The organism is Micromonospora sp. NPDC049114 (assembly GCF_040648635.1).
Lineage (GTDB): Bacteria > Actinomycetota > Actinomycetes > Mycobacteriales > Micromonosporaceae > Micromonospora.
Genome location: NZ_JBEZEA010000002.1, coordinates 43,122 through 68,195 on the forward strand (window position 1 = coordinate 43,122; position 25,074 = coordinate 68,195).

The 25,074-nt window shown below is 73.0% G+C and carries 23 protein-coding genes; 8 read left to right on the plus strand and 15 right to left on the minus strand.

The genetic code is table 11. The features are described from left to right. Positions 1-95 precede the first annotated feature (95 nt). The 4 genes from lon to AB0B39_RS07870 form a co-directional block, all read right to left on the minus strand. Positions 96-2,426, minus strand: coding sequence for an endopeptidase La (lon, locus tag AB0B39_RS07855; protein WP_357496882.1), 2,331 nt, complete (start codon positions 2,424-2,426; stop codon positions 96-98). 38 nt (positions 2,427-2,464) lie between these two features. After that, on the minus strand, positions 2,465-2,722 hold the full coding sequence (locus AB0B39_RS07860; protein WP_357496884.1) for a hypothetical protein: 258 nt from the start codon (positions 2,720-2,722) through the stop codon (positions 2,465-2,467). Then, the gene (locus tag AB0B39_RS07865; protein ID WP_357573813.1) at positions 2,719-3,552 is read right to left on the minus strand and encodes a manganese catalase family protein; all 834 of its coding nucleotides are present in this window, start codon (positions 3,550-3,552) and stop codon (positions 2,719-2,721) included. Before AB0B39_RS07865 ends, AB0B39_RS07860 begins: the two co-directional genes overlap by 4 nt. An 85-nt stretch (positions 3,553-3,637) precedes the next feature. Further along, positions 3,638-4,369 carry a HAMP domain-containing sensor histidine kinase gene (locus AB0B39_RS07870; RefSeq protein WP_357496888.1) on the minus strand — a complete coding sequence of 244 codons (732 nt, stop codon included), beginning with the start codon at positions 4,367-4,369 and terminating at the stop codon, positions 3,638-3,640. A 98-nt stretch (positions 4,370-4,467) separates the two neighbouring features. Between AB0B39_RS07870 and AB0B39_RS07875 the strand changes: the two genes are divergently transcribed. Both AB0B39_RS07875 and AB0B39_RS07880 read left to right on the plus strand, forming a co-directional pair. Further along, entirely contained in the window at positions 4,468-5,076 is a 609-nt protein-coding gene (locus tag AB0B39_RS07875) for a response regulator transcription factor (protein ID WP_234588763.1), read from the plus strand. Between the two features lie 156 nt (positions 5,077-5,232). After that, on the plus strand, positions 5,233-5,580 hold the full coding sequence (locus AB0B39_RS07880) for an Lsr2 family protein (protein WP_234588764.1): 348 nt from the start codon (positions 5,233-5,235) through the stop codon (positions 5,578-5,580). A gap of 108 nt (positions 5,581-5,688) precedes the next feature. Here AB0B39_RS07880 and AB0B39_RS07885 read toward each other — a convergent pair whose 3' ends face one another. The 4 genes from AB0B39_RS07885 to AB0B39_RS07900 all read right to left on the minus strand — a co-directional run bounded on the left by AB0B39_RS07885 (position 5,689) and on the right by AB0B39_RS07900 (position 10,867). Continuing rightward, positions 5,689-6,987 (minus strand): hypothetical protein, encoded by a 1,299-nt coding sequence (locus tag AB0B39_RS07885; protein WP_357496894.1) that lies wholly within the window; start codon positions 6,985-6,987, stop codon positions 5,689-5,691. 291 nt (positions 6,988-7,278) lie between these two features. Then, complete coding sequence (locus AB0B39_RS07890; RefSeq protein WP_357573814.1) at positions 7,279-8,157, minus strand: hypothetical protein; 879 nt, start codon at positions 8,155-8,157, stop codon at positions 7,279-7,281. Positions 8,158-8,263: 106 nt separating this feature from the next. Further along, complete coding sequence (locus AB0B39_RS07895; RefSeq protein ID WP_357573815.1) at positions 8,264-9,883, minus strand: Ig-like domain-containing protein; 1,620 nt, start codon at positions 9,881-9,883, stop codon at positions 8,264-8,266. 117 nt (positions 9,884-10,000) lie between these two features. Then, positions 10,001-10,867: a phytanoyl-CoA dioxygenase family protein gene (locus tag AB0B39_RS07900; protein ID WP_357573816.1), complete on the minus strand. Its 867-nt coding sequence runs from the start codon at positions 10,865-10,867 to the stop codon at positions 10,001-10,003. A 478-nt stretch (positions 10,868-11,345) separates the two neighbouring features. Here AB0B39_RS07900 and AB0B39_RS07905 point away from each other — a divergent pair, with 478 nt between their 5' ends. After that, complete coding sequence (locus AB0B39_RS07905; RefSeq protein ID WP_357573817.1) at positions 11,346-12,122, plus strand: Asp23/Gls24 family envelope stress response protein; 777 nt, start codon at positions 11,346-11,348, stop codon at positions 12,120-12,122. Further along, the gene (locus AB0B39_RS07910; protein ID WP_357573818.1) at positions 12,119-12,679 is read left to right on the plus strand and encodes a hypothetical protein; all 561 of its coding nucleotides are present in this window, start codon (positions 12,119-12,121) and stop codon (positions 12,677-12,679) included. The genes AB0B39_RS07905 and AB0B39_RS07910 overlap by 4 nt, the downstream gene beginning before the upstream one ends. 62 nt (positions 12,680-12,741) lie before the next feature. Here AB0B39_RS07910 and AB0B39_RS07915 read toward each other — a convergent pair whose 3' ends face one another. After that, positions 12,742-13,431 carry a CBS domain-containing protein gene (locus AB0B39_RS07915; protein WP_357496906.1) on the minus strand — a complete coding sequence of 230 codons (690 nt, stop codon included), beginning with the start codon at positions 13,429-13,431 and terminating at the stop codon, positions 12,742-12,744. A 191-nt stretch (positions 13,432-13,622) separates the two neighbouring features. Here AB0B39_RS07915 and AB0B39_RS07920 point away from each other — a divergent pair, with 191 nt between their 5' ends. Together AB0B39_RS07920 and AB0B39_RS07925 are read left to right on the plus strand one after the other, a co-directional pair. Then, a complete protein-coding gene (locus tag AB0B39_RS07920) occupies positions 13,623-14,180 on the plus strand; it encodes a hypothetical protein (protein ID WP_357573819.1) in 558 nt (185 codons plus the stop codon). A 192-nt stretch (positions 14,181-14,372) separates the two neighbouring features. Continuing rightward, complete coding sequence (locus tag AB0B39_RS07925; RefSeq protein ID WP_234588781.1) at positions 14,373-14,765, plus strand: FKBP-type peptidyl-prolyl cis-trans isomerase; 393 nt, start codon at positions 14,373-14,375, stop codon at positions 14,763-14,765. A 131-nt stretch (positions 14,766-14,896) separates the two neighbouring features. Here the strand turns inward: AB0B39_RS07925 and AB0B39_RS07930 are convergent, their stop codons facing one another. Beyond that, positions 14,897-15,319: an STAS domain-containing protein gene (locus tag AB0B39_RS07930; RefSeq protein ID WP_357573820.1), complete on the minus strand. Its 423-nt coding sequence runs from the start codon at positions 15,317-15,319 to the stop codon at positions 14,897-14,899. 200 nt (positions 15,320-15,519) lie between these two features. On the opposite strand from AB0B39_RS07930, the gene AB0B39_RS07935 reads away from it, so the two are divergent. Continuing rightward, positions 15,520-16,533 (plus strand): SMP-30/gluconolactonase/LRE family protein, encoded by a 1,014-nt coding sequence (locus AB0B39_RS07935; protein WP_357573821.1) that lies wholly within the window; start codon positions 15,520-15,522, stop codon positions 16,531-16,533. Positions 16,534-16,614: 81 nt separating this feature from the next. Here AB0B39_RS07935 and AB0B39_RS07940 read toward each other — a convergent pair whose 3' ends face one another. Beyond that, the gene (locus AB0B39_RS07940) at positions 16,615-17,883 is read right to left on the minus strand and encodes an Ig-like domain-containing protein (RefSeq protein WP_357496912.1); all 1,269 of its coding nucleotides are present in this window, start codon (positions 17,881-17,883) and stop codon (positions 16,615-16,617) included. A gap of 610 nt (positions 17,884-18,493) precedes the next feature. Between AB0B39_RS07940 and AB0B39_RS07945 the strand changes: the two genes are divergently transcribed. Further along, entirely contained in the window at positions 18,494-19,468 is a 975-nt protein-coding gene (locus AB0B39_RS07945; protein WP_357496914.1) for a sugar phosphate isomerase/epimerase, read from the plus strand. A gap of 115 nt (positions 19,469-19,583) precedes the next feature. Here AB0B39_RS07945 and AB0B39_RS07950 read toward each other — a convergent pair whose 3' ends face one another. The 4 genes from AB0B39_RS07950 to pdhA all read right to left on the minus strand — a co-directional run bounded on the left by AB0B39_RS07950 (position 19,584) and on the right by pdhA (position 25,034). Further along, positions 19,584-21,263, minus strand: coding sequence for a right-handed parallel beta-helix repeat-containing protein (locus AB0B39_RS07950; RefSeq protein ID WP_357497334.1), 1,680 nt, complete (start codon positions 21,261-21,263; stop codon positions 19,584-19,586). Positions 21,264-21,397: 134 nt separating this feature from the next. Beyond that, a complete protein-coding gene (locus AB0B39_RS07955) occupies positions 21,398-22,849 on the minus strand; it encodes a dihydrolipoamide acetyltransferase family protein (RefSeq protein ID WP_357574365.1) in 1,452 nt (483 codons plus the stop codon). After that, positions 22,834-23,838: an alpha-ketoacid dehydrogenase subunit beta gene (locus tag AB0B39_RS07960; RefSeq protein ID WP_234587160.1), complete on the minus strand. Its 1,005-nt coding sequence runs from the start codon at positions 23,836-23,838 to the stop codon at positions 22,834-22,836. The genes AB0B39_RS07955 and AB0B39_RS07960 overlap by 16 nt, the downstream gene beginning before the upstream one ends. After that, on the minus strand, positions 23,835-25,034 hold the full coding sequence (pdhA, locus tag AB0B39_RS07965) for a pyruvate dehydrogenase (acetyl-transferring) E1 component subunit alpha (protein ID WP_357497339.1): 1,200 nt from the start codon (positions 25,032-25,034) through the stop codon (positions 23,835-23,837). Before pdhA ends, AB0B39_RS07960 begins: the two co-directional genes overlap by 4 nt. Between the last annotated feature and the right edge of the window lie 40 nt (positions 25,035-25,074).

Here is a 25,074-nt window from a genome sequence, read left to right on the forward strand (position 1 = left end):
TGATTGAGGGGTTCCAGCGAGACAGTAGCCCTCGGTGCGCGTACATCAATGGCCCCCGCCGTCGGAGAGACGGCGGGGGCCATTGGTTCGGAGTGTCAGGCCGCGAAGAGCGCCGGACCGTCCAGCGCCTGGACGTCGGCCGGGCGCAGCGCCAGGGCGAGCACGTCGGCCACGTCGGCCAGGGTGTGCACGGTCAGCGCCTCGCGCACCTCGGTCGGCAGGTCGTCCAGGTCCGGCTCGTTGCGCGCCGGGATGATCACCTCGGTGAGGCCGGCCCGGTGCGCGGCGAGGAGCTTCTGCTTCACCCCGCCGATCGGCAGCACCCGACCGGAGAGCGTCACCTCACCGGTCATCCCGAACTCGGGGCGCACCGCCCGCCCGGTGACCAGGGACGCCAGGGCCGTCACCATGGTGATGCCGGCGCTCGGGCCGTCCTTGGGCACCGCGCCCGCCGGGACGTGCAGGTGGATCCGGCGTCCCGCCAGGGCGTTCGGGTCGATGCCGAGCCGACGCCCGTTGGAGCGCAGGTACGACAGCGCGATGTGCGCCGACTCCTTCATGACGTCGCCGAGCTGGCCGGTCAGGGTCAGCCCCGGCTCGCCCTCCATGCTCGTCGCCTCGATGAAGAGCACGTCCCCGCCGGCGCCGGTGACGGCGAGGCCGGTGGCCACGCCGGGCACCGCGGTGCGCTCGGCCGACTCCGGGGTGAACTTCGGCCGCCCCAGGTAGCCGGTGAGGTTGTCGGTGTCGACGCGTACCGGCGACGGGTCGGTCGCCAGCGTCACCGCCACCTTGCGCAGGATCTTGGCCAGAGCCCGTTCGAGCTGGCGGACGCCCGCCTCCCGGGTGTACTCGCCCGCGATCAGCGCCAACGCCTCGTCGGCGACGCCTACCTCGTCGGCGGTCAGACCGGCCCGCTCCCGCTGCCGGGGCAGCAGGTGGTCGCGGGCGATGGCGACCTTCTCGTCCTCGGTGTAGCCGTCCAGGGTGACCAGCTCCATCCGGTCCAGCAGCGGGCCGGGGATGGACTCCACCACGTTGGCGGTGGCCAGGAACAGCACGTCGGACAGGTCCAGGTCGACCTCCAGGTAGTGATCCCGGAAGGTGTGGTTCTGCGCCGGGTCGAGCACCTCCAGCAGGGCGGCGGCCGGGTCACCGGCGTAGCCGGCGGCCAGCTTGTCCACCTCGTCGAGGAGCACGACCGGGTTCATCGAGCCGGCCTCGCGCAGGGCGCGCACGATCCGGCCGGGCAGGGCACCCACGTAGGTGCGCCGGTGACCGCGGATCTCCGCCTCGTCGCGGACGCCGCCGAGCGACACCCGGACGAAGTTGCGCCCGAGCGCCCGGGCCACGGACTCGCCGAGGCTGGTCTTGCCGACCCCGGGAGGACCGGCGAGGGCGAGCACCGCGCCGGAGCCGCGACCGCCGACCACGCCGAGGTTGCGCTCGGCCCGGCGGTTGCGCACCGCGAGGTACTCCAGGATGCGGTCCTTCACGTCGGCCAGGCCGGCGTGGTCGGCGTCGAGCACCGCCCGGGCCGCGGCCAGGTCGGTGTTGTCCTGGGTACGCGTACCCCACGGCATTTCCAGCACGGTGTCCAGCCAGGTGCGGATCCAGCCCGCCTCCGGGGAGGCGTCGCTGGCCCGTTCCAGCTTGCCGACCTCGCGCATCGCCGCCTCGCGGACCTTGTCCGGCAGGTCGGCGCTCTCCACGCGGGAGCGGTAGTCGGCCGAGCCGTCCGGCTCGTCCTCGCCCAGCTCCTTGCGGATCGCGGCGAGCTGCTGGCGCAGCAGGAACTCCCGCTGCGACTTCTCCAGGCCCTCGCGGACGTCGCTGTTGATCTGCTCGGTGACCTCCTGCTCGGCCAGGTACGCCTTGACCCAGCCGACCAGCAGCTCCAGCCGGGCGGTGACGTCCGGCGCGGCGAGCAGCTCGGTCTTCTCCTCCAGGGTCAACCAGGGCGCGTAGCCGGCCGAGTCGGCCAGCTCGGACAGGTCGGTCATCCGCTCCACCGCGTCGATGACCTGCCAGGCGCCGCGCTGTTGGAGCACTGAGGTCACCAGGGCGCGGTACTCGCGGGCGAGTTCCCGGGCGCGGCCGGCGGGAGCGGGTTCGTCGAGTTCGGTCGCCTCGACCCAGAGGGCGGCGCCGGGGCCGGGCACGCCGGAGCCGATCCGGGCCCGGGACAGGCCACGGACCACGGCGGCGGGCTCACCGTCGGGCAGCCGGCCGACCTTCTCGATGGTGGCGACCACGCCGACCGGTCCGTACTCGCCGTCGATGCGCGGCACGGCCAGCAGCTTGCGGTCGCCGGTCGCCCGGGCCGCGTCGATGGCGGCCTGGGTGGTCGGGTCGAGGGTCACCGGGATGACCATGCCGGGCAGCAGCACGGCGTCGGTCAGGGGAAGTACCGGAAGAGTTGCCATCGAACACCTGCTATCGCGTTGAGTTGAGCGTGTCTCACTCAAGTAACAAAGCGTTCCCCTTGTTCCGGGGTGTGACCCACACCACTGCCCGGTGCCGGCCGGCGGAGCGGCAGCAGCAGCTCGCGGACCGCCCGGACGCCGCCGGCCAGCGCCACGGCGACGGGAATGGCCAGGCTGGTCAGCACCAGGGCCAGCACCACCCGGGCGGGCAGCCCGACGCCGACGGCGAGCGCCGTCAACACCGTGCAGACCACCAGCTTCACCCGGGTACGCGACAGGCTCCCGACCGTGTTCACGACGCCGCCGGGTTCGTGCCGTACAACCGGGGGTCGCCCGGCGGCAGGACCGGCTCGGGGGCGTTCGCGCGCGGATTGTCGTCGTAGCGGAACTCGCCCTTGCCGTCCGGGGCGGGCCCGGACGCCCAGCGCCCCTGGGCGGCGTCGGTGCCGGAGGAGAAGCCCAGGTAGGTGTAGCTGAACTCCTCGGTGAACTCCCCGGAATCCGGAAAGGCGTCGGGCACCGGCATGTCCTCCAGGCCGTCCTCCCGGAGCTGCTCGATGGCGGCCAGCCACATGTTCTGGTGCATGGTGTCGCGGGCCAGCAGGAAGCGCAGCATCTGCTTGACGCCGGGGTCGTCGGTCATGTTGAACAGCCGGGAGACCTGCAGGCGGCCCTGCGCCTCGGCGGTGACGTTGAGCTGGAAGTCGGCCAGCAGGTTGCCGCTGGCGGTGATGAACGCTCCGTTCCAGGGCACCCCGTTGCTGTCGGCGGGCAGCGCCCCGCCGCCGCTGTGGATGAAGTGCGCCGGGTTCGACCCGGCGTAGACCGCCCCACCGCCCGGGTTGTCCGCGACGGCTTCCGAGAGCGACAGCGGGGCGTTGTCCAGCAGCCGGGCGATCATCGTGACGATCATCTCGACGTGGCCGATTTCCTCGGTGCCGACGTCGAGCAGCAGGTCCTTGTACTTGCCGGGCAGCCGGCAGTTCCACCCCTGGAACAGGTACTGGTTGGCGACGGTCATCTCGCCCCACTTGCCGCCCAGCACCTCCTGCAGGCGGCGGGCGAACGCGGCGTCCGGAGCGTCCGGCTTGGCTTCGAACTGCAGGTCCTTGACGTGGCTGAACATTCGACCTCCTCGGTGCCGGCATGCTGGCATCGAGGACGATTCCCGCCCCGCTGACCCGAGGGTGCCAACCCGTGTCCCGCCGGGGTCAGCGCAGCGGATGGACCACCGGCAGCAGCACCTCCAGCGCCACGCCCCGGGGCCGCAGCCGGTGCGCGCGCAGCACTCCCCCGTCGGCGGCCACCAGGTGTCGCGCGATCCACAGCCCCAGCCCGGACATCCCGGCTGCCGGCGCCGGACGGCGCAGCGCCACCAGCAGCGCCTCGTCCACCCGCCCCTCGTCGGTGACGACGATACTCAGGCCGGGACCGCGCAGCGCCGCGTAGATCCCGACGTGCCCCCCGGCCGGCCCGTGGCGCAGCGCGTTCTCCACGAGGTTCACCAACACCTGCCGGGTCCGGCCGGCCGGGACCGGCCAGGAACCCGCCCGCCGGGTGACGCGGGCCCGTCGCCGGCCCGCCGGCACCAGCGCGGCGGCCTCCCGCAGGAGCCCCGCCAGTGGCACTGTGGCATCCGGTGGGGCGGTCGGCGCCAACGCGCCGGCGCCGGCCGTCGCGTCCCGCAGCAGGCCCTGCAGGTGGACGGCCTGGTCACGAGCGAGTTCGATGATGGCCCGCTGGTCCGCGCCGGTCAGCGTCCGGCGCTCATCGGCCAACGCCCGGGTCAACGAGGTCAGGGCGCTGACCGGGGTACGGAACTCGTGGCACAACACGCGCAGCAGCAGGTCGGCGTCGACACCCGCGGTCGGCTCGGCGCCCGGTTCCGGCCCGGTCCGACGCAAACCTCGCAACAACCCCTGCCAGCCGTGGCGTGCCCGCATGCATCCGACTCCCCCCGTTCGGTGCGTACCCGCATGATCGGTACCCGCTGGGGAACGGCGTAGACATGCCGGACGCCCCCACCCTCAGACTCGCTGTCGTGGACGACCACCCCCTTTTCGTCCGTGGCCTTGAGCTGCTGCTTCCGGCGACCACCGACGGACGCGCCGAGGTGGTCGGCTCGACCGGCGACGCCGCCGCGGCGGCCACCCTGGTCAGCCGCTGCCACCCCGACCTGGCGCTTGTCGACCTGCACATGCCACCGCCCGGCGGCGTTCGGGCGGTGGCCGCCATCCGGCGGACCACGCCCCGCGTACGGGTGGTCGCCATGTCCGGTTCCACCGATCCGACACCCGCGCTGGAGGCGCTGCGGGCCGGCGCGGAGGGGTTCCTGCCCAAGACCAGCGAACCCGAGGAGCTGCTGCCCCCGTTGCTGGCCATTCTCGACGGCTGGGCGGTGCTGCCGGCCGAGCTGCTGCGCGCCCTGCTGGGGCCCTCCCGCGCCGCGTCGGTCGACCTCGACGCCGAGGAGCGCCGCCTGCTGCGAGCGATCGCCGCCGGCCGCAGCACCGTCGACGTCGCCGAGGAACTGCACGTCTCGGAACGGACGGTGAAACGGATGACCGCCGCGCTGCTGCGCAAGCTGCGGGTCGCCAACCGCGCGGAGGCGGCGGCCGTCGCCGGCCACGCCGGCCTGCTTACCGATTGACGCGGGGTTCAACGCCCGCGATTCCGCGTCGGTTCACGGTTTTGTACGCACTCAATCGCGACGCGCCGAAATGAATGGGACGCATATTGTTGCGGATTCCCCGGGTAGTAGGTCAGACTTTGGACACATCCCGCCACACACAGGGAGTAATCGGCAATGGCGAGAAAAGTAATCACGGTGCTGACCGACGACCTCGACGGCGGGAAGGCCGACCGGACGGTCGAGTTCAGTCTCGACGGCGTGGCCTACACGATCGATGTCTCGGACGAGAATGCCGGCGTCCTGCGGAAGGCGCTGGACCCGTACATCAATGCGGGTCGGCGGATCGGTCGGGGCCCTGCGGAGAACACGCGGACAGTTCGGCGGCCGGGGCGACCCAGCGGCGCCGGAATGGACCGCGAGCAGAACCGGGCGATCCGGGAATGGGCCGTCCAGAACGGCTACAAGATTTCCGAGCGGGGCCGGATCCCGGTCGAGGTCGTCGAGGCGTACAAGAGCCGCTGACACACCGCACGACGACGGGGTCCCGCCAATACGGCGGAACCCCGTCGCTGTGTGCGCGGCCGGCCACCCGGGTGCTGTCCGCCCAGGTGGCCGGCCGCCGATCGACGATCAGTTGACGTTGATGCGGATCGAATCGAACGCGGGGGTCTGGTTGGCCCGCTCCATCATCGGCAGACGGTGCGAGCCGTCACCGGCCCAGACCGAGCACTGCGCCGTACCCGACTCCGGCAGGCCCGGAATCTGAATGGTCACCTCGTCCGGCTGGGCGCCACCGCGGCCATCCTCGGTCGCGACGAAGAACGCCGGCACCTCCTGCGGCTCCGGCGGCGCGGTCAGGCTGTCCAGCATCCGGCAGGCGGTGTGGAAGTGACCCCGGACCAGGCCCTGGTCGTTGAGCAGCGAGCTCTCCACGTAGTAGCCACCCTGACCGGCCGCGAGGAAGCGGTCACGGACCAGGTTCTTGGTGCTGACCCGCAGGGTGAAGGGCTGGTTGCGGCCGACCTGCTGCGGGAACTGGGTGATCAGCAGCGACGGGTTGTTGGCGGCGGCGCCCACCTCACCGAACTCGGTGCTCACGCACCGGTTGCCGTTCTGGAAACCGTCGTGCGCCTGCAACTGGCTCTCGTCGCAGTTGTTGGCCAGAACGCCGAGACCCGCGCCGGGGGCGGTGCCACCATTGTTTCCGCCGTTGTTGCCGCCACCGTTGTTTCCACCGCCGGTGTTCCCACCGTTGTTGGTGCCACCGCCGGTGTTCCCACCGTTGTTGTTCCCACCGCCGGTGCTGCCGCCGTTGTTGTTACCGGTGGGCTGCACCTGGCACTCGGCGAGCTGCGCCAAACCCTGCGGACGCGGTCCGACCCGGTCGATAGCGGTCGTAATCCGGTCCAGCACCGCCTTCCGCTTACCGGCCAGCGGCTGCAGGATCGCATTGCGGATGAAAGCGGCGCCCTTGTTGCCCTCGGCGGCCAGCCGGCGATCGGCCTCGGCGATCTGGGTCTGCAACTGCGCGAGATTACGGTCGACCTCGGCTCGCGCCCGATCCGGCACCTGCGGCAGCTTGGCCGCCACATCGGGGCAGGCGACGGCCGAGCCGGTGCCCACCGTGCCGTCCTTACCGTCCTCGCACTCCGCCACCGACTCCTGACCGTCACCCCAGTGGTTACGCACCCACCGACCGTTCTGCCAGGTACGGCTGGTCGAGGCGCCGCTCGGCGCGGTCGAGCCGGGGCTCGGCTCCACGCACTGTCCGGCGGCGGGCCGGGGCTTGTTCGTCCGCCGGTCCTGGGCCGACGAGATCTGGGTGACGGCGACTACTCCGCCGAACACCACGAGCGTGCCGACAACGGCCAGCAGACGCTTGCTCCGCGCGATGCCGGGTGACCGGCCCGCCCGAGTGGACCTGCGCATCGAATTGCTCTCCTTCTCGATCCGGTAGTGGATTCCTGCCCTCGGCGGACCGACGGATGTGAGATGGCACGCCACGGCGGCGACCACCGCGACCTACCCGGTAACGTGTCGATGGCCGACGATGCCCTTTCCGCACCGTCTCCCGCGTCCGGTCGACGCGGTCGGGGAGATCCTCTTCGTTCGCGCAGGAGTACGGGACGGCGACGGCGAAGGTTCAACCCGCGCACAGAAAATTGCTCCGCCGCCGAGCGAATCGGCTGCGGAGCGGGGTTCAGCAGGGAAAGTGGCCGGTCAGTCAGCGCAGAGGTGGTCGAACGCGAAACCACCCACCAGCTCGTCCCGCCGCCGGCTCAGCGCGACGATCTCCGTGGTGAGGTCCGCGCGCGCCAGCAGGTCCGGGCCGTCCGGCCGTACGGCGCGCAGCCGTTCGCCGATCGCGACGGTCGCGAGGTCCTCGGCCAGCCGGGCCACGTCGACGCCGCAGGAGAAGCGCTGCGCGGTCACCGAGACCCGCTCGATCAGGCACGCGTCCGGGCGCACCTGCACCCAGCTCCAGCCCTGCGCCGGGCCCTCGGTCCAGTGCACGTGCAACCCGCGCACGATCGGGTCGGCCAGGCGCCCGGCCACGTACGCCTCGACCGCCGCCGCCCGGGTCAGCGCGCCGAGGTCGTTCACCGGGCCGGTCCGGCCGTCCGGAAGCCGCCCGAGGATGTCGCGAAAGCCCACCGGAGCGGGCTCGTCCTCGGCGCCCGCCACGGTGGCACCGGCCGCGTAGGCGCGCGCGTCGAGCACGTACTCGACGAGGCGCCGGCCGTGCTCGGCGGCCCGCAACGTCGGTGACCCGACGCGCAGCACGGGCAGCCCGACGGCCGCGCTCACGGCGTCGGTGAGGCGCTCGGCGCGCTGCTCGGCCGACCCGGCGGGCGGGACCGGGCCGATCGCCACGGCGACGACCGGCCGCCCGGTGTCGGCGTCACCGACCACGAGGTCGAACGCCGTCCGGCTGGCCGACCCCCACTGGCTGCCGGTGACGCCGGGCGGGCGCCCCTGCACCAGCTCGCTGAGCCGGCGCGTCCCGTACACCCGGTGGCCGGCGCGGTCGAACAGCGCGTCGCGTCCACCATCGGCGGGCATCGCCCGCAGCCAGCCGCGATCCACACTGCTCGTCATGTGCCTGATCCATCCGCCGGTCGGTCGAACCGCGCCGAGTCTAGGCGGTCGATCACCCGTCCCGGTGCTGCGGCCCGGCCGGCTGCGCAGCGCCGCTCCCGCTGCCCTAGCGGCAGACCGCCGTGACGACGACGGGGGCCTGCGGCAGGGTCGGCGGGTGGCAGGCCCCGGGCGCTGCCGGCCGCCAGGCCGCCGCGACGTTGTGGACCATGTCCTCCGGCACGTACTCGGCCCACCGGGACAGGTCGTTGCCGCCGTTCAGGCCACTGGCGAGCAGCACACCGTTGGAACCTCCCACCCGGAGCGCGGCCAGCATTTGCTGCATGCCGACCGCCGGATAGCCGAGCGCGGAACACGCCACATCACCGTCACGCCAGCACTTCCACGCGAGGGCCGGGTCGGCGATCGCCCGATCCGGGTACGGTGCCGAGAACAGGTCGAACATCACCGTCTCGCCGTAGTAGAGGGTCCGACCGACGCTCTGCCAGAAGTCGAGGGCGTACTCGAGGTCGGGTGCCGGCTTGGCGCAGACGGCACGTTCGTCCCGGCAGGTCGCCCCCGGCCCGGTGTAGCGGCCGTGGCTCCAGCCGAGAGCGAGGATGGGCGTGATGCCGGCGACCGTCAAGCGTTGCGTGTACGCGACGATCGCCTGCCGGTACGGCTCACCGCCGTAGCGGGGGTCCACGTACGACAGGCCGAGCCAGCAGGCCTCGTTGAGCGGGACGTACACCGCCTGGACGCCGCGGGCGGCGAGCCTGGCCACGGCGGTGGCGTCGACCGGGCCGTCCCAGATGCCGCGCCCCTGCACGCAGCGGGCCTCCGCGCCGGTGCGCACGAGCGGTGTCAGGCGTCGGGGGGCGGCCGCGTCGATGACCGGGGAGATGCCCCAGAGCTGGTCGCGCACCACGCTGACGTACGGCGCCTGCCGCTCCTCGCCCGGCGTCAACACGCGGACGGACGGGTTCAGGTCGGTCCACCGCGTCGCGCCCTGGTCGTCGTACGCCTGGGCGTGCAGGTAGTAGGAGCCAGCCGGCAGGTCACGCCACTGGGCGGTGTATGGCGCGGTCGTGTCGGTGCCGAGCGAGATGGTGTCGAGCCCGCTGCCCCAGCCGAAGAACTCGACGCGGGTGATCCGCCGGCCGGGCGCGGGCGTGGCGACGGCTTCCGCGTTGATGGTGGCCGGGGCGAAGAAGTGGTCACCATCTTCCGGCCTGATGATCGCGACGGACGGCCGGTTCGGGTCGGGAACGGGACTGGGTGACCCGGTCGGCTGCGGGCTCGGCGAGACCGGCGGCGGGGTCGACGGAGGCGGGCGTGGGGGCAGCACGGTCGTGCAGGTGACGCCGTTGAGCGTGAAGTTCTGCGGCAGGCCGGTCCGGACCCCGTGCGTCATGACGAAGGGAAAGAACTGCTGCTCGTCGGCCGGCAACGTGACACCGGGTAGGTTGCGGATCGTGACCTCACCGCCGTGCTGTTCCCAGCGCACACCGTCGACGTTCTTGATCTGCTCGGTCGGGTAGCGCAGCGGGAAGCTCAACGTCCAGTCCGTGAGTGGCTGGCCGACGCTCAGCACCCTGAGGTCGCCGCGCAGCATCGACGGGTACTGAAAGCGGACCTGGAGCTGCGCCGCACACCCGCTGGCGGCGGATGCCGGGACGACCACGGCGAGAACACCCGAGGCGGCGGCGAGCGCGGCGACGGCCAGAGAGACGACCCGGTTCCTCATCAACGACCCCCGTCATCGATAAACGTCACTGGATCCTCGCTCCGGTCGACGCCGGAAGTCAAGGCTGGCGACGCCGGGCGCACCCCTCCGGCGCGCGAGCAGGGGTCGCCGGTGCGCCTACTCCGCAGCGCCCATGACCAGGCCCTCGATGGTGTGCTTCTGCCGGATCGGCTCCAGCTGGTCCACCACCGGGCAGGGCAGATGCTCCCGAACCGTCACGGGCAACCGCTCCCAGTAGCCCCGGGTGACGGCCAGGTCATGGTGGGCGGCGTTGCCCGCGCCGGGGGCGTCGACGCCGAGCACCAGGACCGGGCGGGCCAGGTCCGAGACGTTCGGGGTGCCGCGGTGGATGGTCAGCGCCGACCGGGCCGAGATGTCACCGCGCCGCGGGTACTTGCGCACGGCCCGCCGCTGGTAGCGGGGATAGCGCTCCCTCGGGGGGAACATCTCGTGGTCGAAGTCGGTCCCGTCGTCCCACTGGGTGCCCGGGGCGATCTCGAACGGCCCCATCTCCTCCACCGTGTCGACGGTGGTCAGGTTGAACGCCAGCGAGGTGAGCCTGCGCTGCCGGCGGGTCTCGTCCGGCATCGGGAAGTCCCGGTGCCAGGGCTGCATCGCCGCCCCGGGGAAGGGGATGTCGAAGCCCAGCTCGACGATCTCGTAGTCGTCGCCGAGGACCGCCCGGCAGACCGACATCACCCACGGATGGGTGACCAGTGCCACGAAACCGGTCAGCTGCTCCGGATGGATCTCCACGTACCACCGCTGCGGGCCGCGTCCGACCGCACCGTCGGGACGCGAACGCGCCTCCTCGAACGCGGCGGCCACGTCCCTGCCGACCTGCTCCACCCAGGCCGGGTCGAAGGCGCCCCGACAGGCGGTGATGCCGTCGCGGTAGAGGTCGCCGAGCGCCTCGACCGGGACGTCGTCGTCGGCCGCGGGGTGGGTGGCGGGTGCCGCTGACTGAGCCGGGGGTACGCGCATCGGAGCCTCCTCGGGCGGACGACGCAGGTCTTACAACGTTGTAGAAGCGTGGCAAGGGTCGACGGGCGACGCCAGCGCTCGACCTGTTGCTGTGACCCGGATCACATCTCGTTCGCGTTCCAGAGCACCCGGCGGCGTGTATCCAGCGAGGTCGCCCGTAGCGGACCGGCTGGGAGGTCAGAGCATGTCGCGTCAGCAGTTCGGCACCCTCGCCGCGCGCGGGCCGGGTGCTCGCCGCCCCCGGAGGGACCGCCCGCGTCAGGCTCGCCAGCCGCGCCCCTCCGGGGATCCGACCATCCGCCGCCGACCGAACGCCGACCGAACCGGACGACACCACCGGCTTCCCCCGCGCCCCATCCCCACCCGTTCCGCCCGGAGCGTCGCGCCGACCGGCGGCGGGCCGCGCCCCGGCGGCGAAACCGGTGCGGCGGCGCAGATCAGGCGGATCGCGGCCGACGCGGCCGCTCAGGTGCCGGGCGTGTCCGACGTCCGCCCGGCCACGGTCCGCGTGGGCGACCGGTCCGTGGGCCTCGACCTGAACCTCGTCATCGGGTACGGCCACAGCGTGCCCGCCGTCGCCGACGCGGTCCGCCAAACGGTCGCCGAACAGGTGCTCGCCGGCACCGGTCGCGCGGTGGCCACGGTGACCATCACGGTGCGGGACGTGGTGGTCATCGGCTCGGCCGACGACGCCCCGTCGCGCCCATCGGGCCCACGCCCCGAGCTGACCACCGCGACCGTCAACCGGGTGGCGTCCGCGCTGCTGGGCCTCGCCCTGCTCGCCGGCGGCGTCCTGCTGGCCGGGCAGACGCTGCTGGTCACGCTGGGGCGCCCGACGCCGCTGCTCATCCGCCCCGGCTGGTACGACGCGCTGACCACCACCCGGTGGCACGATCCCGTCGTACAGGCGGCGGCCGGCGCAGCCGTACTGCTGGGTTTGCTCGTCCTGGTCGCCCAGCTGCGCCGGTGGACGCCGGTCCGACTGCGAGTCGACGAGCGCGACGGCTGGCACCTGCACCGGCGGTGCGTGGAGCGCCGGCTGACCGACGCGGCGGACACCGTGCCGGGCGTGCGCGGGACCCGGGTGCGGGTCCGGCGCCACGGCGACCGGTGGCGGCCCCGGTTGCGCGCCACCGGCGACCCGGCGGCCCGTGCCGAGGTCGAGTTCGCCGTGCGCCAGGAACTGCGTCAGCTCGCCTCGCCACGCGCCGACCGCGTCGACGTCCGGCTGCTGCCCCACCGGCGGCCGGCATGACCGACGCCGCGCACCGCCTGCTGTGGACGATCGTCGCGCTGCTGCTGGTGGCCGGCGGGGCGACGGCGCTGGCAGCCGGTTCCGGCGCGCTGCCGTTCGGCGAACCCGACGCGGTCCTGCTCGGCAGCGGCCTGGTGGACGCCTGGCGGGTCGCTACGCCCTGGAGCACCCTGGCCGCGGCGGTCGCCGGGCTGCTGACCGCCGTCGCCGGCCAGCGCCTGCTGCACCGGGCGCTACGCCGACCCGACCGGGCACTGCGGGGCACGCTGAGCCGCACCGGACGTCTGCCCGGTCGCACCCGGCTGGCCAGCGAGGTGCTCGTCCGCGCGCTGGAACGGGACCTGCTGCGCGCACCCGGGGTGCGGCGGGCCCGGGTGGTGCTCACCGGCACGCCACCGTGCCCCGACGTGTGGGTCCGGGTGGACCTGGCCAGCGACGCCCGCGCCGGCGGAGTCCGCGAGCACGTCCACGACGCCGTCCGCCGCTTCGCCACGACGGCCGGCTGCCGACCGGCACACCTCGACGTGACGGCCCGGATCGAGCCGGTGCACCCCTGAGCCGGTCGTCAGGCTCCGTCGGGTCAACGGCTGGCCCGGCGGTCTGCTCCGTCGGGGAGCGCTCAGGCGACCGGCATGATCTGCCCCGGATCGACGACCGTGTCGTCGGCGTCGTAGGCGATCGCGTTGGTCACCCGCACGACGCCACTCACCTGGCCCGCCAGCCGGCCGGCGAGGTCGACGGCGGAGCGACGGTCCAACCGGCCCGCCAGGGTGACGTCACCGTGGCGGACCTCGACAGTCACCAGGCCGTCCCGCACGGCGAGCACCCGGTGCAGCACCTCCTGGACGATGTCCGCACGAATCTCCGCGTCCGAGCGCAGGTGCACCCGCAGCAGGTCGGCACGGCTGACGATGCCGACCAGCCGACCGAGGTCGTCCAGGACCGGCAACCGCTTGACCTGCTCGCGATCCATGAGCCGCGCGGCGGCGGACAGTGCCGCATCCGGGCCGGTGGTCACCGGCGGCGCGGTCATCAGGTCGCCGGCCAGCAACGCCTCGCCCTTGCCCCGGGCGTCGCGCCGACGCCGGCTCTCGAAGACCCGCCGCTGCGCCGGCTCACCGGCTCGTTCGATCCGGTGCAGCAGGTCGGCCTCGGACACCACACCCAGCACCCGGCGGAAGCCGTCGATCACCGGCACGGCACTGATGCCGCGGCGCAGCAGCACATCGACGATCTCCCGGTACGGGGTCCCGGCCTCCACGGTCACGACCTCCCGGGTCATCACGTCACCCACCTGCCAGGTCCTCATCACGGCCTCCCTTTCGTACCTCCACCTCGGACGCTACGGCCGGACGGCGGCCTTGGTCAGGGTCTACGGCCCGGGCCGTCAGGGGTCCAAGGTCCCGGGCCGGTGCGGTCCGGTCGGCCCTGCCGGGGGCGCCGCCGAGAGCGTCTGATGGAGATGTCACCGGGAAGCGCGGTGCGAGGCAGAGAAGGGACGTGGACACCATGACCGCGACGATCGAGCGGACCACCGCCGAGACCACCGCTCCGGCGACCGGCACCACCCGAGAGAAGGCCACCCGCTACGTCCTGGCCGGCGTCCGGATGGCGCTCGGCTGGATCTTCCTCTGGGCGTTCCTCGACAAGCTGTTCGGCCTCGGCCACGAGACCGAGTCGAAGAACGCCTGGATCAACGGGGGCAGCCCCACCAAGGGCTTCCTCACCTTCGGGGTCGCCGGCCCGTTCAAGGACGTCTACACCGGCATCGCCGGCGCCGCCTGGGCCGACTGGCTGTTCATGGCCGGCCTCGCCGGGATCGGCATCGCCCTCCTGCTCGGCGTCGGCATGCGGGTCGCGGCCGTGGCCGGTGGGCTGCTGCTGGTCCTCATGTGGACCGCCGTCCTGCCTCCGGAGAACAACCTCTTCATGGACGACCACCTGATCTACGCCGGGGTGCTCGCGGTCCTGGCGCTGGTCAACGCCGGCGATACCTGGGGCCTCGGGAAGCTCTGGGCGAAGCTGCCGATCGTCACGCGGGTGCCCTGGCTGCGGTGAGCACCACCGCACCGTCGCACGGCGGGCGTCACCACAGGTGACGCCCGCCGAGACGTGTCCCCAGTTCGGTGATCCGGGGGTCGGTCCGGACGTGTCGGGGCAGGTGGCGGGTCCGCCGCACATCGGTGACGCGCTATCCGGCAGGATCGACGGTGACCGGACACATCACCCAACACGGCAGGAGATCCCCGCATGAACCAGGCAGCAGGCGCCCGATCGGGCAAGCCCGAGGTGGGTCCGATCGAGGGTGCGCCGCCGGCCGACCTCGTGACCGAGGACATCACCGTGGGCGACGGCCCGCAGGCCGAGCCGGGCCAGTTGGTAAGCGTTCACTACGTCGGCGTGTCCCACTCGACCGGCGGCGAGTTCGACTCGTCCTGGAACCGGGGCGAGGCTTTCGAGTTTCCGCTCGGCGGCGGTCAGGTCATCGCCGGCTGGGACCAGGGCGTGGTGGGGATGCGTGTCGGCGGCCGTCGCCGTCTCACCATCCCGCCGCACCTGGGGTACGGCGACCGCGGCGCCGCCGGCGTCATCAAGCCGGGCGAGACGCTGATCTTCGTCGTCGACCTGCTCGGCGTGCGCTGATCGAACGTGGCGGGGGTCGTTCGGCTCGATGCCGGGCGGCCCCCGGGCGCGTCCGCCGTCGGCGTCAGGCGCCGGGTGGGCGGGCGCACGTCCGAGGTCGGGCGTGCCGCCGGCTCACGCCCCGGTCAGCCTCAGGCCGCCAGCACCAGGCCGCCGGCCGCGGCCGGCGGACGACGAGCGGCCTCGACCAGGTCGGCTGGCAGCGGACGACGGGCGGCCTCGACCACCCGGGCGGGCTCGAGGATCGGCATCACCCGGTGCAGGCCGGTGGCGCGCAGCACCCGGGCCACCACCGGGGTGGGATCGACAAGGACCAGCTCGCCGCCCCGGGCCCGCACGCGCAGGTGCGCGGCGAGCAACGCGCGCACCCCGGCCGCGGAGAGCAGGCGCAGCCCGGACATCTCCAGCTGCACGACCGGTCGCGCCGGCACGGACCACAGAGCGGAGCGGAACGCGGCGACGGTGGCGATGTCGACCTCGCCGGCCACCCGCACCTGGACCACCCGGTCACCGACGTTGACCTGCACGTCGATCCGGTCGCTGCGCTCTTCCATGACGTGAAATCTATCCCCCACCACCGACAGTTTCGCCCCTCGGCGGAGTGATTCCGGGTACGCCCAGGGTCATCCCCCGGGGTGCCCCTCATCCCCCTAGGGGTGGAGGCCAGGGGCCTCGCGGTCGACCGAACGGCCGGTGCCGCGCCGCGTGCACGGCGCTCCGGGTACGCAGGGCATCGGCGGTGGACAATGACCCGATGGTGATCCCCCGGCCCCGGCCGCCACGGCTGATCCGTCCCGTCCGCGAACCGGCCACCGTCCCGCCTCCGCTCAACGGGGTGTGGGCGGCCACGGACCGGCGGCTCGACCAGGTCGACCTCCTGCCCCTCCCCGAGGGGGCCGTCGGGCCGGAGGACGTGCTCGTCGACCCGGGCGGCCGGGTCATCAGCGGCGACGAGGACGGCAACCTCTGGTGGTGGCCGGCCGACGCGCCGGCCGGCACGCGAGGACGGCTGCTGGCCGAGACCGGCGGCCGGCCGCTCGGCATCGAGACGGATCCGTCCGGGGAGGCCCTCATCGTCTGCGACGCGTACCGGGGGTTGCTGCGGGTCACGCCGGACGGGGCGGTCCGCGAGCTGACCGGCACGGCGCCGCCGGTGCACCTGGCCAACAACGCGACGGTGGCCCGCGACGGCACGGTCTACTTCACCGACTCGTCGGACCGGTTTCCGGTCTCGCACTGGAAGCGGGACCTGCTGGAGCACCGCCCCAACGGCCGCGTGCTGGCCCACCATCCGGGCAGCGGGCGCACCGAGGTGGTGGCCGAGGGGCTGTACTTCCCCAACGGGATCGCGTTGACCCCGGACGAGTCGGCGTTGATGCTGGTCGAGACCACCACCCACCGGCTGCTCCGGGTGGAGTTGCGCGGCGGGGTGCGGGTGCTCGCCGACCTGCCCGCGTACCCGGACAATCTCTCCGCCGTTGGCGACGGGACGTACTGGATCGCCCTGCCCAGCCCTCGCGTGCCCATCGCCGAACGGCTGCTGCCACACCCGCGGCTGCGTCAGCTCGCCGCGCTGCTGCCCGACGCGATGCAGCCGCAGCCGCGCCGCTACGGGCTGGTCGCGCTCGTCGACGGCGAGGGCACGGTCTGTCGTACGCTGCACGGCCCGGCCGGGAACTACTGGATGATCACCGGGGTACGACAGCACGGCGACCAGCTCTGGCTGGGCAGCCTCATCGGGCCGGGCGTGGCCCGCGTACCCCTGTAGTGCGCGCCCCACCCCGGCGCGGCCGGGGTGCGTGCACGGCGAACGGGCCGACCCACCGCGATGGTGGGTCGGCCCGGTGCCTCAGCGTCCGCTGACCGAGGGCGCCGGCGCGGGTGACCCGCCGGCCACCGCGCCCGGGTGCGCCGGGGCGACCGGCGCGGGCTTGAGCCCGGACGGCACCGGCAGGGCGCTGCCCTTGACGAACTCGTCCCAACTCACGTTCCACGCCGTCCAGCCGTTGCCGGGTTGCAGGTCGACCTCGGTGCCCTTGACGGTGACCAGGTCGCCGACCTGGGTCACCCCCATCAGCCAGTCCGCGGCCGTGGCGGAGACGTTCGCGCAGCCGTGCGAGGTGTTGGTGTAGCCCTGCTCGCCCTCCGACCAGGGGGCCGAGTGGATGAACTCGCCACCCCAGGTGAGCCGCTGGGCGTCGTCGACGTCGACCACGTAGCCGCCGTTCGGCTCACCCCGGGTGTCGAAGGTGGTCCGCTCGTGCTTCTCCATGATCACCATCTTGCCGCTGGAACTGGGCGTGCTCGGCTTGCCCAGGCTCACCGGGATACGGCGAACCAACTTTCCGTCGCGCAGCACCGTCATCTGCTTCGTGGCGTTGTCGATCTCCAGCGAGACCTGCTTGCCGATCTTCGAGGTCGCGGTCCGTTCGGCGTCCCCGACCAGGTTCTTGCCGATCGGCAAGCCCTCCAGCCCCGCCCGGACACTGATCGTCGTCCCCGGTCGCCAGAAATCGGGTGCCCGGTAATAGACCTGACTTCCGTCCTCCAGCCACGACCAGGTACCCGGCTGCGGCGGATTCGTCTTCACGAACAACCGGCGCTGCACATCCGCCCTGGCCTCTTTCGGAATTGCCGGGTCGAACGCCACGGTTACCGGCATCGCCGTGCCGTACGTCCGGTTGCCGACGAAATAGAGGGTGCTGGTGATCTGCGGCTTCGTGGACTTGGCCATCGTGGTGAACGTGGTGGTCCGTGTCGTGGTCGCACCCGAGTCACCTGTCGCGGTCACCTCCGCGGTGTACGTACGCCGAGGTTGCAGCGGCGCGCTCGGCACCCAACCGGAGCCATCCTCACGCGGTTCCGCCTTGACCTGCGCGCCCTTGTCGTCGGTGAGCCGGACGCCGGTGACGCGGCCGCCCTTGACCACCGCGCCGACCTCGGCGCTGATCGGCACGTCCCGGGTCTTGTCCCCCGGTGTCACGGTGAGCTCCGGCGCCGCGACGTGCCCCTTGGCCGGCCCGGCCGCCGAGTCCCGGTCGGCGGTGCATCCGGCCAGCACGAGCGGTGCGGCCGCGATAGTTACCGCCAACAGCGTCAATCGCCGCCTAGGTGTCATGTTCAGTCCCCCCGTTTTCGACTTCCCTCTGCCACATTCTGTCGGCCCCGACAGGAGTATCCAGGGCATTCGGAAATAATCGGCGGCGCATTTATCGGCGCATTTTCCGGCCCTGCGCCGTTGACGAGAAAAGCGCACGAGTGCCGCCTTGAGGCAACGTCCGCACTCCCGCACGTCACCAGACCCGCAACGTCCCGTCCCACCCCGACCCCGCCACGCCCGCACCTATCGCCGCCATTGCACGACTTCACCCCTCGGGTCGCGCTCGCCCGCGATGGCGTGCGCGACGGCCGCGCGGGGGTCGGGGCGGCTGCCGCACCTGCCGGGAGGACTTTTGTCAGGTGGAGCGAAGCTTCTGCTCGTCGAGACGGAGCTTTGCCTTCGTCCGGAGGCAAGGGTAAGGTCGATTTTCAGATAGAAGGTTGCCCATTCGTCGATCAGCCTGCCTGCCTCCCTTGCCCGGGTCGGCCGCGGTCCCCCTTCAGGGGCGCCGACCGCGCCCACGCGTCGTCCTCACCGTTCCGCCGGAGCACGCCTCCGGCCGGTTCAGCGCGCTCCGGCACCGGCAAGCGGTCGACGGCACACCAGCCGTCAGGAAGGGACCACCACCATGGATCGCCAGACCAACCGCTCGGAGCCGACAGCGACCGCCGAGTCGGTCAGTCGGCGCGGACTGCTCCGCGCCGCGACCGTCTCCGCCGCAGCCGTCGGCGCCGCCGGGCTTCTCGCCGGCCCGGCGAGCGCCGCGCCCGCCGGCGACACCGCCGCCCGGGGTCAGTCCCACGGCCGGCGTCGGGTGCCGGTGGACCGCATCAGCATCCAGCTCTACACCGTGCGCGACCAGCTCGCCGCCGACCTGCCCGGCACCCTGACGGCCCTGCGGCGCATCGGCTACCGGCGGGTGGAGCACGCCGGCTTCGTGGGGCGTACGGCGGCGGAGTTCCGGGCCGCGCTCGACGCGGCCGGGCTGCGCTCCACCTCCGGTCACACCGGCATCCCGCAGCCGTTCGACGCCGCCACCTGGGAACGTGCGCTCGAGGACGCCAACACGGTCGGCTGCGAGAAGATCGTCCACCCGTACTTCGGTCGGGACGCCGAGGGGCGTCCGTACCGGGACCCCGCCGTCTACCGGGCCCTGGCCCGGGATCTCAACCAGGCGGGCCGGCTGGCCCAGCGCGCCGGGCTCGATTTCGGCTACCACAACCACCAGCTGGAGTTCGTGCCGCTTACCGACGGCTCGACCGGCTTCGAGATCCTCACCGGGCAGACCGATCCCCGGCTGGTCCACTTCGAGCTCGACCTGTACTGGACCTGGCGAGGGGCGCACGACCCGGTCGACGTGATCCGGGCCAACCGCGGCCGGATCCGCCAGGTGCACGTCAAGGACCTGGACGTCGAGGGTGGCTTCGCGGACCTGGGCGACGGCGTCATCGACTTCGGCCGGATCTTCGACCACGAGCGGGAGGCGGGCATCGAGGAGTACATCGTGGAGCGGGACGACGCGGGCACCCCGCCGCGCGCCCCCGCCGACGCCCTCGACACCGCCCGGGTCGGCTTCGACTACCTCGCCGCACTCCGGTACTGACCACCTCGGGGACCACCTGACGACGAACCGGGCCGTACGCCGCCGCCGCGCGTCGCACCACAGGTGCCCACCCTGGCGACGGCCGTCGCCAGGGTGGGCGCCGTCGCCGGGTCGCTCAGGTCCAGTCGCTGTCGACGTGGTTGTCCCGCCAGCGTCCGCCCACCGGCGGGGTGTCCAGCCGCATCCCCTCGTCGGCGTTGCCGGCGAGGTCGTTGTCCTCGACCCGGCAGTCCACACAACTGCCGCGGTCGGTGATCCACAGCCCGTGCGTCTGGGTCTGGTGGTCGTGGTTGTCCCAGATCCGGTTGCCGCGAATCGTGGCCGAGTCGAACGGCGCGTCGATGGTGATACCGGCCCGCCGCTGCGGTGCGGCACCCAGTTCGTATCGACATCCCGGCGGGGGGATGTCGCCGCTCCACGCGCTGAACGCGTCCGGGCGGACCGGGGCGAGGGTGAGTTCGTCGCCGGTGTTGGAGGCGACCATGGCGACGGCGCGTCCGACCCGCAGCATCTTGCCCCGGTGCCCGTCGTGCGGCCAGGCGGCCGACCGGTCCACCAGCGACCGCTCGCCGTAGCGCACGGCGTCACCCGTCCCGCCGGTGCCTTCGGCGTACTGCTGCCCGTTGTTGCGGATCCGGTTGTTGAGCACCACCGCGTCGGTCATCTGGTGGTCGACGCGCACCGCGTCCAACCCGTTGCCCCAGAGCTCGTTGCTCTCGATCACCACGTCCCGGATCGCGCCCTGGTAGCCGCGCCCGAGGTTCCGCGTGTGATATCCGTGCTGGCCGTTGCCGCTGATCCGGTTGCCCCGGACGGTGTACGGGCCGGGGGTGTTGCCGATGCTGACCCCGTCGCGCAGGTTGCCGTCGATGACGCAGTCGGTGAGCAGCCCGCCCCGGCCCGCCACCGACGCCGTGCCCTGCGACGACACGTCGAAGCCGGTCTCCAGGTTGCCGGTCATCGTGCAGGCCGAGACGATCAGACCGTCGGCGCCCCAGTCGGAGATGCCGAACCGGTTGCCCTGGCTGTGGCAGCCGACGATGCGGTAGCCGCGTGGCGGCTCCCAGTAGTCCTTCTGCAGCTCCAGGAAGATCCCGTTGGTGCCGTTGGCCAGGGCGGTGCAGTTGGCGATGGTCAACCGCTCCACCGGCCCCCACCCGCCGATACCGACCCCGATGCCGGCGCCACCGATCTGCTCGCCGTTGTCGAGGCGACCACAGCCGACAGTCACCACGCCGTCGATCAGCGAATCCTGGAGGAAGTCGCAGCCCAACCCGGTGGCGGCGGTGTGGTGGATGTAGAGGTTGCGAAAGACGCCCCGCACCACGTACTGCAGGCCGAGGCCCTTGGCCAGGTAGTTGTACTCGGCCATCGCCACGCCGGAGCCGTCGATCTGGAAGTCGGCGAAGGTGCAGTCGGCGATGTGCCGGTCCCGGTCCGCGCCGTGCTGCACGGTGGTCCAGAAGGCCAGCGGCGTCGGATCGGCCCGGTTGCCCTCGTTGCTGAGCATGAACCGGGTCGCCGCCGGGCCGGCCCCGATCAGCGACACGCCGCTGCGCCACACCGTGCCCGCGTCCCGGATCGAGTAGATGCCCGGCGGGCAGTAGATGACGCGGGCCCGCCCGTCCGAGGCGTATCCAGCGCCGAGACGTTCCACGAGGGCTGCCAACGCCGGCTGGTCGTTGGTCGCGCCGTCACCGGTCAGCCCGTACTCCAGCGCGTCGCAGTACAGCGGTGCGCCGGCCGCGGCGGGTCGCCGCACCCGTACCGAATTCAGTAGCAGCTCGTTCGCCACGACCACGGATCGGCTCCCTTCGACGCCTGCGGTGCGTACCGGCGGGGCCGACTTCCCGATGACGGGACCGCGAAACCCCGGGACGCACGCCGGCCCTGGCGCCGCGCGGGCGGTGCCGGGGCCGGCGGTACGCCTCAGACGGCGGCGATCAGCAGCGCCGGGCGCTCCACGCAGTCGGCGACGTGCCGCAGGAAGCCACCGGCCACCCCACCGTCGCAGACCCGGTGGTCGAAGGTGAGGCTCAGCTGGGTCACCTTGCGCACGGCCAACTGCCCGTCGACCACCCACGGCTTGTCCACGATCCGGCCCACGCCGAGCAGGGCCGCCTCGGGGTGGTTGATGATCGGCGTGGAGCCGTCCACGCCGAACACCCCGTAGTTGTTCAGCGTGAAGGTGCCGCCGGTGAGCCGGGCCGGCGCGAGCGTCCCGGCCCGCGCCGCGGCGGTGGTCGCCGCCAGCTCGGCGGCCAGCTCGGCGGTGGTGAGTCGCTGGGCGTCGCGCAGCACCGGCACCAGCAGGCCCCGGTCGGTCTGCGCGGCGATGCCCAGGTGCACCCCGGCGGACTGGACGATCCGCTGACCCTCGGTGTCGACCCGGGAGTTGAGCTGCGGGAACCGGCGCAGGCCGCTGAGGCAGATCCGGGCCAGCAGGGCCAGGATGCTCACCGGCGCGTCGGGCGTCGCCGCGTTGATCGCCGCGCGGGTCTCCAGCAGCCCGGTGGCGTCGACGTCGACCCAGATGGTCACCTCGGGGATCTCCCGCCGGCTGCGGGAGAGCTTGTCGGCGATCACCTTGCGCACGCCGGTGAGCGGGACGATCAGGTCGCCGTCGCCCTGCGGGGTCGGCTCGGCGTGCGCGTCCGGTACGGCGGCGAGCCGGGCGACGGGGACTGCCAGCGCCGCCTCGACGTCGGCGCGGCGGATCACCCCGCCGGGCCCGCTGCCACGGACGGTGCCCAGGTCGACGCCGCGCTCCCGGGCCAGCCGCCGGACGATCGGCGAGATGACCAGGGCGCTCGCCGACCGCACCTCGGCGGCGACGCTGCCGGCGACCGGGGCCGCCTGTGCCGCCGCCGGGCCGGTGCCGCCCGCCGAAAAAGCGCCGGCCGACGGGCCGGTGCCGCCCGTCGGGCCCGCGTCGGGCCGGACCGCGTCGGCCGGGGCGGCGTCGGCCGGTTCGGGCGCCAGCGCCAGCCGGGGCCGTCGCCGACGACGGGTCGCGCCGCCGTGCCCGGTGCCGTACCCGATCAGCACGTTGCCGGAGCCGGCCCGCTCCTCCTCGCGGTAGGTGGCGTGCCCGGCCGGTTCGTCGCCGGCGCCGTCCAGCGGCGCGATGGTGATCAGCGGCTGGCCGACCGGCCGGACCTCACCCGCCGCGCCGTGCAGGGTCACGACCCGTCCGGCGTACGGGCAGGGCACGTCCACGACCGCCTTGGCGGTCTCCACCTCGACCACGCTCTGGTCGACGGTGACGATGTCGCCCACGGCGACCCGCCACTCGACGATCTCGGCCTCGCTCAGCCCCTCGCCCAGGTCGGGCAGGAGGAAGACCTGCGTCCGCTCGACGGTGGTCATGCCGCCGCCCAACGCGCGTCCGGCTGGTCGTCCCACTGGAGGCGGGCCACCGCGTCGAGCACCCGGTCCACGCCGGGCAGGTGGGTGTGCTCCAGCATCGGCGCCGGGTACGGGATGTCCAGCCCGGCCACCCGCAGCACCGGCGCGTGCAGCGCGTGGAAGCAGCGCTCCTGCACCCGGGCGGCGATCTCCGCGCCGACGCCGGCGAACCCGGGCGCCTCCTGGATCACCACGCACCGGCCGGTACGCCGGACCGACGCGGTGATGGTGGCGTCGTCGAACGGCACGATGGTGCGCACGTCGACCACCTCCAGGTCCCAGCCCTCCTCGCGGGCGGCCTCGGCGGCCTCCAGCGCGACCGGCACCGCCGGCCCGTACGCGACCAGGGTGGCGTCGCGTCCGGTACGGCGCACGACGGCCCGGCCGAACGGCTCGGTACGCACCGGCAGCTCGGCTTCGGCGCTGCCGAAGTAGAGCTTCTTGGGCTCCATGAAGACCACCGGGTCGGGGTCGTCGATCGCCTCCCGCAGCAGCGAGTACGCGTCCTCGACGGTCGCCGGGGTGACGACCTTCAGGCCGGGGGTGTGCGCGTAGTACGCCTCGGACGAGTCGCAGTGGTGCTCCACCCCGCCGATGCCACCGGCGTACGGCACCCGGATGACGATCGGCACGCTGAGCTTGCCCCGGGTGCGGTTGCGCAGCTTCGCCACGTGCGAGGCGATCTGCTCGAACGCCGGGTACGCGAACGCGTCGAACTGCATCTCGACCACCGGCCGCAGCCCGGACATGGCCAGGCCGACGGCGAAGCCGACGATGCCGGCCTCGGCGAGCGGGGTGTCGAAGCAGCGCTTCTCGCCGAAGCGGGCCTGGAGGCCGTCGGTGATCCGGAAGACGCCGCCGAGCGCGCCGACGTCCTCGCCGAAGACGACTACCCGCTCGTCGGCCGCGAGGGCGTCGGCGAGCGCGGAGTTGAGCGCCTTCGCCATGGTGGTGGCCATCAGGCGTCACCCTCTTCGTCGTGCGCGGCGGCGAGCTCGGCGCGGACCTGCTCGCGCTGCTCGACGAGCTGGGGGGTGGGCTCGGCGTAGACGTGGTCGAAGAGGCTCAGCGGGTCGACCGTGGGCTGGGTGTTCATCCGGGTGCGCAGGTCCGCCGCGTACGCCTCGGCCTGCTCGGCGATCTCGGCGACCGCCGCGTCGTCGAGCACGCCACGGGCGCGCAGGTAGGTCTCCAGGCGGGCGAGCGGGTCGCGGTCGCGCCAGGCGTCGACCTCGGCGCCGTCGCGGTAGCGGGTGGCGTCGTCGGCGTTGGTGTGCGGCTCCATCCGGTAGGTGTGCGCCTCGACCAGGAACGGCCCCTTGCCGGCGCGGGCGTGCGCGACCGCGCGGGTCAGCACGGCGAGCACCGCGACCGGGTCGTTGCCGTCGACCTGCTCGCTGGGCACGCCGTAGCCGACGCCCTTGTACGCCAGCGACGGCGCGGCGGTCTGCCGGGACAGGGGGACGCTGATCGCGTACCTGTTGTTCTGGACGAAGTAGACGACCGGGGCTTTGAACACGGCGGCGAAGTTGATGCCCTCGTGGAAGTCGCCCTCGCTTGTCGCGCCGTCGCCGATGAAGGCCAGCGCCACTGTGTCGCGCCCCTGGTACGCCTCGCCGTGCGCGAGACCGGCGGCGTGCACGCACTGGGTCGCGAGGGGGGTGCACTGCGGCGCGGTGTGCACCTCGGTGGGGTCGTAGCCGCAGTGCCAGTCGCCGCGCAGCAGCGTGAGCACCTCGACCGGATCGATGCCCCGGGCAACCAGCGCCATCGATTCACGGTAGGTGGGGAACACCCAGTCGGTGTCGCGGACGGCGAGCACGGCGGCGACCTGGCACGCCTCCTGGCCCCGCGACGACGGGTAGACGGCGAGGCGGCCCTGCTTGGTCAGCGCGGTCGCCTGGGTGTCGAACCGGCGGCCGAGCACCATCCGGCGGTACAGCTCGCGCAGCGCCTCGACGGGCGGCTCCGGGTAGTCGGTACGGGCCGGCAGCGGCGTACCGGTCTCATCGAGCAGGCGGACCGGTTCGGTGGCCGGCAGCAGCGGGCGTGCCGGGTCGGGCGGGGTGACCGTCCGACGGGCGCGCGGGGATGCCCTGCGGACCGCCTGGGGTGTGGTCGTCACGGCGGGACCTCCTGGGACGTGTGGTGAGCCTATGCTTCCGCCTGACGGATGATTGACTCAAGATCCACGCAGA

Bases quoted from the DNA above. Each gene is read 5' to 3' on its own strand.
- lon (WP_357496882.1), bottom strand. From the start codon at position 2,426: ATGGCAACTCTTCCGGTACTTCCCCTGACCGACGCCGTGCTGCTGCCC.
- AB0B39_RS07865 (WP_357573813.1), bottom strand. From the start codon at position 3,552: ATGTTCAGCCACGTCAAGGACCTGCAGTTCGAAGCCAAGCCGGACGCT.
- AB0B39_RS07870 (WP_357496888.1), bottom strand. From the start codon at position 4,369: ATGCGGGCACGCCACGGCTGGCAGGGGTTGTTGCGAGGTTTGCGTCGG.
- AB0B39_RS07880 (WP_234588764.1), top strand. From the start codon at position 5,233: ATGGCGAGAAAAGTAATCACGGTGCTGACCGACGACCTCGACGGCGGG.
- AB0B39_RS07885 (WP_357496894.1), bottom strand. From the start codon at position 6,987: ATGCGCAGGTCCACTCGGGCGGGCCGGTCACCCGGCATCGCGCGGAGC.
- AB0B39_RS07890 (WP_357573814.1), bottom strand. From the start codon at position 8,157: ATGACGAGCAGTGTGGATCGCGGCTGGCTGCGGGCGATGCCCGCCGAT.
- AB0B39_RS07895 (WP_357573815.1), bottom strand. From the start codon at position 9,883: ATGAGGAACCGGGTCGTCTCTCTGGCCGTCGCCGCGCTCGCCGCCGCC.
- AB0B39_RS07900 (WP_357573816.1), bottom strand. From the start codon at position 10,867: ATGCGCGTACCCCCGGCTCAGTCAGCGGCACCCGCCACCCACCCCGCG.
- AB0B39_RS07910 (WP_357573818.1), top strand. From the start codon at position 12,119: ATGACCGACGCCGCGCACCGCCTGCTGTGGACGATCGTCGCGCTGCTG.
- AB0B39_RS07915 (WP_357496906.1), bottom strand. From the start codon at position 13,431: ATGAGGACCTGGCAGGTGGGTGACGTGATGACCCGGGAGGTCGTGACC.
- AB0B39_RS07925 (WP_234588781.1), top strand. From the start codon at position 14,373: ATGAACCAGGCAGCAGGCGCCCGATCGGGCAAGCCCGAGGTGGGTCCG.
- AB0B39_RS07930 (WP_357573820.1), bottom strand. From the start codon at position 15,319: ATGGAAGAGCGCAGCGACCGGATCGACGTGCAGGTCAACGTCGGTGAC.
- AB0B39_RS07935 (WP_357573821.1), top strand. From the start codon at position 15,520: ATGGTGATCCCCCGGCCCCGGCCGCCACGGCTGATCCGTCCCGTCCGC.
- AB0B39_RS07940 (WP_357496912.1), bottom strand. From the start codon at position 17,883: ATGACACCTAGGCGGCGATTGACGCTGTTGGCGGTAACTATCGCGGCC.
- AB0B39_RS07945 (WP_357496914.1), top strand. From the start codon at position 18,494: ATGGATCGCCAGACCAACCGCTCGGAGCCGACAGCGACCGCCGAGTCG.